At 60.3% G+C, this 12,026-nt stretch carries 13 protein-coding genes; 10 read left to right on the plus strand and 3 right to left on the minus strand.

From position 1 onward, the window contains the following. The first annotated feature begins 25 nt into the window (after positions 1–25). From AUJ55_02935 to AUJ55_02980, 10 genes are all read left to right on the plus strand, one after another. The gene (locus AUJ55_02935; GenBank protein ID OIO59912.1) at positions 26–868 is read left to right on the plus strand and encodes a hypothetical protein; all 843 of its coding nucleotides are present in this window, start codon (positions 26–28) and stop codon (positions 866–868) included. 2 nt (positions 869–870) lie between these two features. Beyond that, on the plus strand, positions 871–1,623 hold the full coding sequence (locus AUJ55_02940) for a hypothetical protein (protein OIO59913.1): 753 nt from the start codon (positions 871–873) through the stop codon (positions 1,621–1,623). Positions 1,624–1,832: 209 nt separating this feature from the next. Next, a complete protein-coding gene (locus tag AUJ55_02945; protein ID OIO59914.1) occupies positions 1,833–2,144 on the plus strand; it encodes a hypothetical protein in 312 nt (103 codons plus the stop codon). 6 nt (positions 2,145–2,150) lie between these two features. After that, positions 2,151–2,810 (plus strand): ribulose-phosphate 3-epimerase, encoded by a 660-nt coding sequence (locus AUJ55_02950; GenBank protein ID OIO59915.1) that lies wholly within the window; start codon positions 2,151–2,153, stop codon positions 2,808–2,810. Continuing rightward, complete coding sequence (locus tag AUJ55_02955; protein OIO59916.1) at positions 2,807–3,049, plus strand: hypothetical protein; 243 nt, start codon at positions 2,807–2,809, stop codon at positions 3,047–3,049. Before AUJ55_02950 ends, AUJ55_02955 begins: the two co-directional genes overlap by 4 nt. Further along, on the plus strand, positions 3,022–3,738 hold the full coding sequence (locus AUJ55_02960; protein ID OIO59917.1) for a hypothetical protein: 717 nt from the start codon (positions 3,022–3,024) through the stop codon (positions 3,736–3,738). Before AUJ55_02955 ends, AUJ55_02960 begins: the two co-directional genes overlap by 28 nt. Positions 3,739–3,740: 2 nt before the next feature. Continuing rightward, on the plus strand, positions 3,741–4,649 hold the full coding sequence (locus AUJ55_02965; GenBank protein ID OIO59918.1) for a hypothetical protein: 909 nt from the start codon (positions 3,741–3,743) through the stop codon (positions 4,647–4,649). Further along, on the plus strand, positions 4,646–5,296 hold the full coding sequence (locus AUJ55_02970; protein ID OIO59919.1) for a hypothetical protein: 651 nt from the start codon (positions 4,646–4,648) through the stop codon (positions 5,294–5,296). Before AUJ55_02965 ends, AUJ55_02970 begins: the two co-directional genes overlap by 4 nt. After that, positions 5,293–6,114 (plus strand): hypothetical protein, encoded by an 822-nt coding sequence (locus AUJ55_02975; GenBank protein ID OIO59920.1) that lies wholly within the window; start codon positions 5,293–5,295, stop codon positions 6,112–6,114. The genes AUJ55_02970 and AUJ55_02975 overlap by 4 nt, the downstream gene beginning before the upstream one ends. A 696-nt stretch (positions 6,115–6,810) precedes the next feature. Then, positions 6,811–8,490: a hypothetical protein gene (locus tag AUJ55_02980; protein OIO59921.1), complete on the plus strand. Its 1,680-nt coding sequence runs from the start codon at positions 6,811–6,813 to the stop codon at positions 8,488–8,490. Between the two features lie 222 nt (positions 8,491–8,712). Here AUJ55_02980 and AUJ55_02985 read toward each other — a convergent pair whose 3' ends face one another. The 3 genes from AUJ55_02985 to AUJ55_02995 are packed head-to-tail and all read right to left on the minus strand — an operon-like array spanning position 8,713 to position 11,047. Continuing rightward, on the minus strand, positions 8,713–9,828 hold the full coding sequence (locus AUJ55_02985; protein ID OIO59922.1) for a hypothetical protein: 1,116 nt from the start codon (positions 9,826–9,828) through the stop codon (positions 8,713–8,715). Continuing rightward, a complete protein-coding gene (locus AUJ55_02990) occupies positions 9,819–10,115 on the minus strand; it encodes a hypothetical protein (GenBank protein OIO59923.1) in 297 nt (98 codons plus the stop codon). Before AUJ55_02990 ends, AUJ55_02985 begins: the two co-directional genes overlap by 10 nt. Next, the gene (locus AUJ55_02995; protein ID OIO59924.1) at positions 10,112–11,047 is read right to left on the minus strand and encodes a hypothetical protein; all 936 of its coding nucleotides are present in this window, start codon (positions 11,045–11,047) and stop codon (positions 10,112–10,114) included. Before AUJ55_02995 ends, AUJ55_02990 begins: the two co-directional genes overlap by 4 nt. Between the last annotated feature and the right edge of the window lie 979 nt (positions 11,048–12,026).

The raw sequence follows: 12,026 nt of genomic DNA on the forward strand, positions 1-12,026 counted from the left end.
CCATTGTTAGGATCAGGAGTCTTCTATGAACGTGCGCGTTGTAGTCCTTGCCGGATTGGCTCTATCTGCCACCACCCTGCTCAGCGGCTGTGGTCACTCCCTCAACGAGGCGGAGTGGCAGCAGGTGCAGGCCGACCGCACCGCCCTGGCCCAATACCGCGAGGAGGCCAACAAGTGGGCAGCCGAACGTAAACGGCTGGTCGACGACCGCCAGGCGGCCCGGCAAGAGACCACCCGAATCGCAGAAGAGAAGAGCCGGGTGGAGTCCGACGCCCAGGCTTTGGCGATGCGGGTCCAGGATCTTGAAACCGCCCAGCAACAGGCACCGGTCTCTCAGGTGCAGACGATCTTGGAAGACGACGGCATGTTCTTGGCGGGGAGCGCCGACCTTTCCGCCAGCGGCATCAAACGGCTTAAAGAGATCGCCGCCGCCTTGAAACAAACCCCCGAGGGGCAAGAGATCGTGGTGGTCGGCCACACCGACACCACCCCCCCCGGCAGCGCCATCAAGGATCAAATCCCCGACAACTGGGCCCTTTCTTCCGCACGGGCTGCGTCGGTGATTCGTTACCTGGTGTGGGGTCAGGGGATGGATCCCAACCGCTTTGTTTTGGTGGGCCGTTCCAGCACCTGGCCGGTGGCCGACAACGCCACCCCCGAGGGGCGTAAGGCTAATCAGCGGGTGGTCATTCAAGTGCGCCCGGTCGAGGGTCAACCGACCCTCCCAGTTGCCGCCCCCGTCGTTGACGGTGCGATGGAGAGTGATGAAACCGGCATGGAGGGGGGCGCCATCGTGCCGGTCGAAGGTGAAAGCAACAACGAAGACGGTGGCGACGAGATGATGGAGTCGGTCGGAGGCGCCCAGTAACCATGGCGGTGGTCCAGTCCGAAACCGCTCTGGTGGTACTGAGCGGCGAGGTTTCCCGCCGTTTGATCGGTCGCGCCGTTGCCGCTCTGCCCCAGGTTCAAGCGCGAAAACAAGCCGGACGGATGGTGGTGGTGGGGGGGAGCACCACCCGGCATGTGGCCGAGGCGCTGACCGGAGAGGATCCGGGTCTGGCCTCGTTCACGGTCGGCTGGATTCGCGATGGCGCCCTGGGCGAAAGCCCCACCCAAGGGCGCGGCCCTGGACCGCTTCTGTTCGACAACGGCGAGGTTTCAAGGGGTTGGCCCGGCCCGTTGCTGGAGCGGTTCGAGGCGGGCGATATCTACATCAAGGGGGGCAACGCCCTCGATCCCCAAGGCAACACCGCCGTGCTGATGGCCCACCCCTTTGGGGGGACCATCGGGGCGGCGCTGGCGATTTTGATGGCACGTGGCGGCGAGCTGATTGTTCCGATTTCGCTCGAAAAGCTGATCCCCTCGATCCCCGCCGCCTGCAGTCTGCTGGGTCAGGGCAAGGTCGACCGCACCATGGGCACCCCGGTCGGTTACATGCCGATCATGGCGGGAAGCGCCACGGTGGTGACCGAAATCGAGGCCTTCGCCGCCCTCTTCGGGGTGAAGGCGACCCCGGTTGCCGCCGGGGGGCTCGACGACTGCGCCGGGGCGGTGGTGTTGCACCTGCAAGGGGTGCCCGAGTCGATCGAAGCGGCTTGGTCCGCAATTCATCAAAAAGCTTAAATTTATAGGTTCCATAGGTCTTATACGCCCTATGGAAACGCCGATTCAAGGCATCCTGCCTTGAATCGGCACGCTTCGCAAAAAGCGTGGTTTTTGCTTCGCTTTCAAAATCAGTCACTTACGTTCCTGATTTTGGCAGCCCATCCCTGGGCTGCTCGGAAGCGCTGAATAAATCAGCGCTTCCCTATAAAAACCACACGAGACTTCCCATGTCCTGGACCATCACCCGACACGCCGTACAAACGATTCTGCGCTGCGACCTCGACACCGGCCCCGCCTGCTCCGGCTGGTTGTATGGCGCGCCGGGCCACATCGAAACCGCCTCGCCCCAGCCCCTTGAGGGGCGCCAGCCCCTGGGCACCTTCGCGGCCACCCCACCCTCTCAGGCGCCCGGCGACCGCGCCATCGCCCTGGCGGTGGCCCAAGCGGAAAAAGGGCGGCTTGACCTGGCCGCCTTCGTCGCCCACGACGGGGCCTGGCAAGAGACCATGCTCGAACTCCTTGAAACCCAACACGGCTGAATATCTATGTCTCCAACCTTGATCGCCCCCTCCATTCTCTCCGCCGACTTCGCCCGCCTGGGCGAGGAGGTCGGCGCCATTGCCGCTGCCGGGGCCGATTGGGTCCATGTCGACGTCATGGACCACCACTTCGTCCCCAACCTGACCATCGGCCCGTTGGTGGTGCAAGCGCTGCGCCCATGCACCGATCTGCCCCTCGATTGCCACCTGATGGTGCGCGATCCCGACGCCATGATCCCCGCCTTTGCCAAGGCGGGGGCCGACACCATCACCGTCCACGCCGAGGCGGTTGACCATCTCGACCGCACGGTGGCTTTGATTCATGAGCACGGCTGCAAGGCGGGGGTGTCGCTCAACCCCTCGACCCCATTGTCGGTGCTGGAGTGGATCCTGCCCAAGGTTGATCTGGTGCTCATCATGAGCGTCAACCCAGGCTTTGGCGGGCAGTCCTTCATCGACTACTGCCTGCCCAAGATCGAGCGGCTGCGGGCGATGATTGAGGCGACCGGCAAACCCATCGTGTTGCAGGTCGACGGTGGGGTGAAACCGAGCAACGTGCAGGCGGTGCTCGACGCAGGGGCCGACTGCATCGTCGCCGGATCGGCGGTTTTCGGCGCCACCAACTACGCCGAGGCCATCACGGCGCTACGCGGGGCCTCCCGGTGAGCGACTGGGTCGAACTGGTGCGGCTGGCCAGCCCCGCCGAGGCCCATATTTTGGCCGGACGGCTTCAGAGCGCCGGGATCGAGGTGCACATCGAGGGGGGCGGATTTTCGAGCCTGCTGCCGGGGCTCGACAGCGCCGGATTTGGCACCCGATTGCTGGTTCTTCAGGATCAACTTGAGTTGGCCCGCATCGTGGCCGAAGGAGATGAGGGATGTTCAGCGGATTGCTGCGGGGATTGACGGTTCCTGCAATGGGGCTGCAAATGCTGCGGCGCACCCATTCCTGGGGGCTGGCAATGGTCCCTGCTGGGGTGGCGGCGGTGTTGCTGCTGCTCATGCTGGCGCTGGGGGGCTCCTGGATGTCGGGCTATCTGACCGAGATCAACGCCTCCGGCCAGGGGTTCTGGGATGCCACCCTGGACGGCCTGCGCTGGTTGGCGGGGGGGGTCGCCCTGCTGGTCGCCTCGGGCATCGTCGCCCTGCTCGGCGCCCAGGCGGTAGCGGGGACGATTCTTGAAACCATCGCCCACCGGGTGTTGAAGCTGCACAACATCGAGCCCCAATCCTCGAATCTCAATGCCCTCGATATTGCCCTGGATGCCGTGCGCGAACTGGGGCTCTTCCTGGTGGGAATGCTGGTTATTCTGCTCATCGGGCTGATCCCCGGCCTGGGCTGGCTCGCCGCGCCGATCCTCGCCCCCCTGTGGTCGGCCTTTTTCTTGGGCCACACCCTGACCACCCCCGCCTTGGAGGGGCGGCTGCCCACCTTCAAGGAGCGTTGGGAATACGCTCTGACCCAGCCGTTGCTGGTGCTGGGCTGCGGTTTGGTCAGCGGGGTTTTGCTCGCCATTCCCCTGGTGAATTTGCTGGTTCTACCGGTAGCGGTGGCGGGCAGCGCCTGGGCGCTGAGCGACCGGCTGCCGGATTGACCGTGCCCGGGGGCGCCCCCCTCCCCGATGCCGCGGCCTATCTGGCTTGGCTCCTCGGCGACACCGTTGAGCCCACCATTCACCCCACTGCCGAACTGCTGCACATCCACGGTTTGCTCAGTCTGCAACAGGCCCGCCTGACCGGCTCCCCCGCGTTTGAAGCCCATCTGGCCTCGATGCGTTTGGAGGGGGCGGCGTGGCAGCTTGGCGCCCTGCTGTTGGAGGGTGGCATCGACTTTCTGCCCCTCAAGGGGTGGGATGTTGCCTTTCGCCTCTACGACGATCCGGCGCTGCGCCCGATGAGCGATCTCGATCTGTGGGTCGGGGGGGAGGGGGATTTTGCTCGGGGGCTGACCCTGTTGCTCGACCGGGGCTACAGCCGGGTGAGCGACGGCGAATACGACGTTTCGTTGGTCGATCCGACCGGGCAAGCCTTGATCGAACTGCACCACGGCCTCGATTCCCGCTACCGGGCGCGGCTGACGTGGGACGAGCTGTGGGGACGAAGCCGCCCCTGGCTTTGGAACGGTCTGGCGCTGCGCCGCATGGATCCCACCGATCTGTGGTGCTATCTGGCGTTTCATTTCGGCAAACACGTGGGATTGCAGCGCCGCTTGATGTGGCTGCTCGATCTGCATCTGCTGCAACGGCAATCCCCGGTCGATCCGCACGCCGTTGTCGAGCGGGCCGGGCGCTGGCGCATCCAGCACGCACTGCGGGCCGCCGCGTGGGAACTCAAGCGGCTGGGACTCGACCACCCCCCTCTCGACCTTCCCTCCCTGCCCGCGCCGTTTCGCGGCGCCCCCTGGGATGTCGGGCTGTTCGGACGCTGGCGCCAGGTGGCCTATCATCTGTGGATCGCCGACCGGCTTTGGGATCGGCTGCGTTATGGCTGGGACCAAGCGACATGATCGAGCTGCACAACATCGTCAAAACCTTCCGCCCCTTCGCCCCCCCGAAGTCCTGGTTCCACGCCCCCCCCATCGACCGCCCCCTGCCGGTGTTGCAAGGGATCGATCTGCATGTGCGTCCCGGCGAGGTGGTAGGAATCCACGGCGCCAACGGCGGCGGCAAGTCGACCCTGCTGCGACTGATCGCTGGGCTCATCGAACCCGACGCCGGAACCCTGCGTCGTCCCGAATCGGTGTCATTACTGGATGCGGATCGCCTCCAACTGGAAGAGCGGCTGACCATCCGAGAAAACCTGACCTATCTGGGCGCCCTACGCGGTCTGGGGCAGAGCGAATGCCATCAGCGTTTGAAAGAGCATGCCCGCTTGCTCAACATCGACTACCTCGACCGGCGGGTCAACGGCTGCTCCAGCGGCATGCGTCAGGGTGCCTACTGGCTGTTGGCGTTATTGCCTCAAAGCCCGGTGCTGTTGCTCGACGAACCCTTTATCTCGCTCGATGAAGCGCACATCGAGACAGCGATCACCCACCTACGCCACTGGGTTGACCAAGATGAACGGGGAGGGGTGGTGGTCAGCCATCAACGCAATTGTCTTGAGCGCTGTAGCGACCGAGTGTTGCATCTGAATCAGGGGCGATTGTCATGAACAGGGCGGCTTGGCTGCTCTTAGGGGCAACCCTGCGCTTTCAATGGCAAGGCTGGAAAACCCACCGTCTGGGGATGGTGCAATCGCTGATCTGGGTGGCAGCCTCGGCCCTGATGTTTTTCGGGATCGATCGGCTCTTCGCGTTGCTCGGCGACGAGCGCCCCCTCGACATCGGCGCCTCGTATCTGGCCTATGTGCTCATTGGCATGGCGGTCAACGGGGTGGTCATGAATCTGATGTTCGGGCTGGGAAAGCAGATGGGACGCATTGAGTACGGTGGGCAGCTGGCCTGGATGTGGAGCGGAAGCACCCACCTGCCACTGCCGCTCGTCCTGTTGATCGGCGCCGTTCCCGGCCTTGGAACGCCGCTGCTCGAGATGGGGCTCTTTGCCCTGGTCGCCTGGGCATTGGGGATTGCACTACCCGAGGCCAATTGGCTTGCGGGGGCGGTGGTTCTCCTGGTTTCCATGCTCGCTTTTGTCGGCTTCGGCCTGATCACCGCCGCCTCTCAGCTCTGGTTGAAGAAGGGCAATCCCCTGGGATTTTTATTTGGAGGGGTGGCAACAATCCTCGCCGGATTGTATTTCCCGGTATCGGTCTTGCCTGAGATGCTGCACCCCATCGCCCTGGCCATACCCCTGACCTATACCTTCGATGGACTACGCGATGCCTTGATCCATGGTGCGTCATGGGTCGACGTCTGGCCGGACTTGGCCATGCTGACCTTGTTCGGAGCAGGATTCTGGGTTGCTGGGCTTTGGGGTCTTCGCGCAGCCAAGCGGCGTGTTCTTGAAGAGGGTTCTTTGGGACTCGACTAAATCCTGCCCCGTGGCAAAGGGACAACGGCCAATCCCCCCCCTTTGTTATGCTTTTGTCACACAAGTAATGTACCGTTAGGGTGGAGAGGGAGTCGTTCATTGCGATCCTGAGGGATGTCGTGACGGTGCAGTACGATCAAACCTGATTCGGTCAAATAGTGTTCCAGAGACGCTGCGGTTTCGGACAATCCATCTGCGGCCCACCAGGTTTCCTCGTTCCACACCTCGACCCAAGCATGGGCGGTATCCCCCTCAGGTTTTAGCCCAATGCACAACCGTGTCGACAGACCCAGCTCATAACCTCGGCGAGCCAACAGGACCGCCCGTCCCTTGCAGTCGAGTTGTGGCCACATGGCTGCCTCGGCCACCGTGAGCCAAGGTAATCCATCTCGATAGGGGCAGTGTCGATACAAAACGCGGGCGTATTCCGTCCAATCGTGCAAGGGAGCATTCGAGGGTGCCGCAGGTCGGGGCGCTGTTGTGATCGATTGGATCGCCAACTGCTGACGACCGGCCCGCCATGCCCAACGCCACCCCTTGGTCCGCACGCAACGCAGGCGCACCCAACTATGGGCCAGAAACCCATAGCTTCCCAAGACCAAGCGGCGAAGCCACAACCTAGACCACGGAGATAGCGGATCAAGACGACGCCCTATCCAACGGCGCCGTCGGTATCGATACGCCCAAGAATTCGACATGACTTATTTCATCACCCTCATTGTTGCCGTCTGTAGCATTCTCTATGAGTTGATTCTGGCCCAAAGCCTATCGCTATTGATGGGCAACACGGTTTTGCGTTATTCGGTCACCATCGGCCTGTATCTGTTTTCGCTTGGCGCGGGGGCATTGCTTTGCGAGCGCTGGGGATGGTCAAAAGGCTCGGCACGCCCCCGTCTGATCCGTGTGGAGCTTCTGCTCGGGCTGGCGGGAGGTGCCTCTGTTCTACTCTTGGGGCTTTTCGCCGTCGCCGAACGGATCATTCATCTCTATCTGGGGTATCACTGGGGCGAACCCGGTTCTTTCTACCAAACCGTTTTTTTGATCCTTCTGCACCTGCCGATCATATTGATCGGTCTTCTCTCCGGTTGTGAAATCCCGCTTCTGGTGAACTTAAAAAGCGAAGAGGACCCCCTCTCCAACCCCCTCAACAAGATTCTGGCCGTCGACTATTTCGGAGCGCTGCTCGGCTCCATCCTTTTCCCCATCTACCTTTTGCCACAATGGGGACTTTACGCTACCGCCTTCGCCACCGCTTTTCTCAACGGCCTGGCTTGTCTGGCCTTGACCCTGACCTATCGGCCCATTCTCAAAAAAGCCACCTACGCCGGAGTCGCCCTTGTCATCCTTATGGGCGTAGGCATCCTGCAAAGCCAGTCCCTCCAACAAGCAACGCTGCGCTATTACTACTATTTTTTTTTGATCTATGAGCCCACCTTCGATCTGTGGCGCCCCCTGAAAATCGGGGATGACATCCAACGCATCCCCTCGCGTTTTCAAAGAGTCGAGCTGATCCCCTATGGCTCTCTCCTCCCACCCGACCTCCTTCAAGAGGACCTGGGCGCCAAATTTCGGGCTGAGCCCGACTTTCCTAGGTACTGGGTATTGCGGCTCAATCGTCGTGCGCAATGGAGCTCCAACCTAGAGGAGTACTACCACGAGCCCTTTGCCCATTTTCCCATTCAGGTACGGGGCTCTGTACCACGCAAGGTTCTGATTCTGGGTGGAGGCGACGGCTTGTTGGCCAGGGAATTATTGAAATACCCGCAGGTACACATCACTCAGGTGGAACTGGATCCCACTATGATTGAGACCGCGAAACACCATCCCATCTTTCGAGCTATGAATCACGGCAGCTTTGACGATCCGCGGGTCACCATCGTGCAACAAGATGCTTTGATCTACCTGAGCCAAAACCAGGAATCCTTTGATGCCATTTACGCCGATTTCCCAGTACCGGTCGATTACGACCTCTCCCGGCTGTACAGCGCCACCTTCCTTGAATTGGTCCGTCAGCACCTCAGCGACAACGGTTTTGCCGTTATGGATGTCCCCTTCGAAACAGGCTCACGGGAGTGGTCCATCCTCATGGCCACGGCAAAAGCGGCCCAATGGCATGATTTACAGCCCTTCGGGGAGAAAAAAAGCGGGGAGAGTTTCATACTGGGTTGGAGCGACAACGGGGAGAGAACAAACAAAACGGCCATGTGGCATGACTGGAACATTCCACTCTATATGCTGAACGCCACATCCATGGCCCAGGCCGTCGATTATGGCGCGCGCATCAGCGCAGGGATTGATCCTCACGCACCGGCCAACACCCTCGACCGCCCTCGGCTTCCTCTGCTCGGCGAGCAAAAACTAGTCGCAATCTGGTAAACCTGCTCTTCCTTTTAGGAAGCCCTGCGGCCGTCCATCACGACATGCTGGCGGTTCGTCCCGGTTTGAGATTGCAGCCCGCCTTGCGCTTGCACCCATTCGGGGTCTGGCAGGAGGGCGAGATGTTTTTCTTGGTGCATTTTGAAGTCTGTTGCGCCCCAGCGGTATTGCAGTCGCTGATATCAACATGAATCAACCGGGGGGTGCTCCAAGTTGGACGGTTCATAAATTAACGCCTCCTTTAACCGCACGAATAGGAATGGTCCGACGTTCGTGAAGGGGACCGATGGTCTTCCCATCGCCCTGCAAAAGCAATGGACAGCGCGGATCGGGAGCCCGCCAAGTACCAAAAACCTTATGGGCATTGGCCCTACATCCCCCTTGACATTCCTCCAGCCAGAGGCAGTCGCGGCAAACCTGCGGCAACCACGCCTCGTCCCTAAAATGACCGTACAACCCCGGCAAGCGACGATAGGCGCCGATCCATCCATGTTCGAGGACCCGATTGGCAATCCCGGCATGCCAGGTGGCGTTGCACGGGATCATTGAACCATCGGGCAACAGGGTTACCACCACCTGATTGGCACTACCCAGCGAACACAGACCCGGCTTCCCCGACGATTGCAAGGTCAATGACATACTGGAAAACCTCAGTCGATCACTGTCCCCAAAGGCGTCCACCTCCGCCTCCAATCGCTGCAACACCTCCAGGTCGGGTTTCAGTTCTTCCCAATGAGCACCAACATTGGCCCGCCCCATCGCCCCCACCTCGGCAAGCGAGATGCGGTTCACCCCGAACTCAAGCAAGCGATCGATTAACGGCAACATCTCATGCTGATTGGCCCGGGTAACCGTGACCTTGACCTGGGTACGCAACCCCGCCTGTTTCATCCAGCCCAAACCCCGGAGAATGAGATGATGAGCGTGTCGACCCATCAGTGCGTCATTCACCTCGGCTGTGGCGCCGTTGAGGCTAATCTGTCCCTCCTGCAATCCCGCCTCCACCAAACGGGCAACCCGATCCTCGGTGAGCAACATCCCATTGGTGGTGAGATAAACATAGACGCCTCCCTGAGCCAGCAGGGTGACAATCTCCTCAAGATGGGGAATCAACGTCGGCTCCCCCCCAGTCAAAGTCACTCGCATGACCTCCCCAGCGAGCATCTCCTGCGCCACACGCAGGTGCTCCTCCCGAGTCAACTCCTGCGTCATGACTTTTGGATGCGGTTCCGACTCGACCATGCAGAAGGAGCAAGCCAGATTGCAACGATTGGTCAGCATCCAGAAAGCATCGAGAGGACCTGGCCAGATCCGTTCGTGGGTTTCCTCTATCGACACGCTGCCGCCTCCCCGATATGCAACAGCGACTGCTCAACCAAATCGTCAATAAAGGTCTTAATCTCAGCGCGCATCTGGTCTGGGTCACCAGCGAAGGCCGCGCTCATGGCCTGCGCCAGATCGTCCATCGTGAAATCATCCCGTTCAGCGATCCAACGCCACATGGCCACGGCGGTCCCCTCAAGATAGAAAACCTCTCCCGAGTCGGCTTGATAAAGCACCGTCTTGTCGTCGATCACGCGGGCGATCACCCAGCGCGGGCGATGAAACCGAGTCACAGCATTCATGAATCCATCCATTGGGTGAGCAACGCGGGTAAATCATCGAGATCCCGCTCTAAGTCGTATTCAATCCCTACGAGGGGTACTTGGTTCAGGATCCGCTCCAAAGTATCGAACAGTTGGCGATTGTACCGTTTGACCTCTTGAGCGATCTCGCTGGTGTTGGCTGGGTCGAGGTACTCTCGATGCATCTCTTCGATCAATCGCGTCCACAAATCCCACCGACCTACCGACATGCACCGGGCCTTCTCAACGGATCGAGGTTGCAACAACACGATTCCCCCCAGCGGTAACGGGGTGGTTTCATAGTGAGAAGAGACATCCCAACGTTCCCCATGATCGTTGAAGAAGCCCTGGTAGGACTGGGTTTTCCCCTCCAACCCTAACCGCCGCATGCCCCAAACACTGGTTCGTAAAGCGCGCGGAAGAGGGAATACCCGGCCATCGGCCATTAAAGCATCTTCATCGCTGAGATAACGCCCCCCGGCGCGCACCCAACGGGCGGTGATCGTGGTCTTACCAGCACCCGAGGGGCCGACCAACGCATAACCTTTGCCTTCATGGACCAAAACCGCGGCATGGAGATGCAAGACATGGTCATGGTGCTGTAGCAAGCGAAAGCGCAACAAAACCGCAGCATAAACAATGGTTGTCAACACCTTCTCATCGATGCTGTAAGGCCCCTCCAAAACGACATCGGCCACCCCTCGTATGGGGTCGACCTCGGGACGAACCCGATCATAGGGACCAACCTCGCCTTCTCCACCACGACGTAAAGTCAGGTGCAACGCCGCAGCGGCGCGCTCGGCAACCGGACCATCACAAAAAAACGGCCCTGCTTCCCGCCGCAACGCGGACACCAACTCCGGCATGTCGGTACGAAATAAAATCGTTTCTCCGCCCCAGGTCAGAAGACAGTCGGACAGCGGGAGGGTCATATCGATCGCATCCTGATAGTTATAACGGCGACGGTCTCAAGTTATAAGGTTCATGGGACAAACACCCATCACTCCACCGACATGGTAACCATCGGGGCGCATCGAAACCATTCGCGCCAATCTGCTGCCCGGTCTTTTTGTATCGCTGGGGAAGCGCTGATTGATGAGCGCTTCCGAGCGGCTCAGGGATGGGCTGCACGTGGTGCGCTGTCGTAGGAGGCGACCCCGTCGCCGAAGCTTTTGGTTTTTGCGGAGCGTGCCGATTCAAGGCAGGGGGCCTTTATTCAGCGTTTCCCTAGGAGTCTGTCGGGCTTGAGCGTCCGTAGCGAGCCGAGTGGGGAATCGAGGCCAAATTTTCACGGTTTTGAGGATCATAGTGGTGGCTATGTGACGAAAAACCGGGGGAATTTGGACCGATTACCCGCCGGCGCAGTAGGACGATCTCAAGTCCGACAGACTCCTAGAGGCAAAACACCGAAGGTCTGGCCCAAATAAGACGTGGTCACGGCCCCGATGGGAAGCTCTCAAAAAAGGGGTATCGGCGCCGTTTCAACCCGATAAGTGCTCGATAAATCAGTATAAATAATCCTGTTTTCCTCGATTCGAGCCCCCCCATGACCGCCACCCGATACACCATCGAATTCCAGCCCCGCATCCCCGAGGGCTTTCCCGGCAGAGAGATCTGGCCTCCAGCATCCAATCTGGCATCTTTTCATTTCAGGCGCTAGGAGTCTGTCGGACTTTTCCCAAGGACATGAGACGATATGAGGTTAGTGCAACCTTCATTCTGTAATTTCTGCCTTCCCTGTTGGCCGGGGTCTTAGGTTCTTCTTTGATGCCGCTTTTCACTCACCCTTGAAGGAGAAACGTCATGGCCGTACACGTAGACCCCAGCCACCCCTTGGAGGGGGCTTTTTCGGCGTTGTTGAATCAGGGCCTGGATGGCGCCGGAGAGGCGCTTCGAATTCTGATCAACGAG

This window comes from Proteobacteria bacterium CG1_02_64_396, from assembly GCA_001872725.1.
GTDB lineage: Bacteria > Pseudomonadota > MNWR01 > CG1-02-64-396 > CG1-02-64-396 > CG1-02-64-396.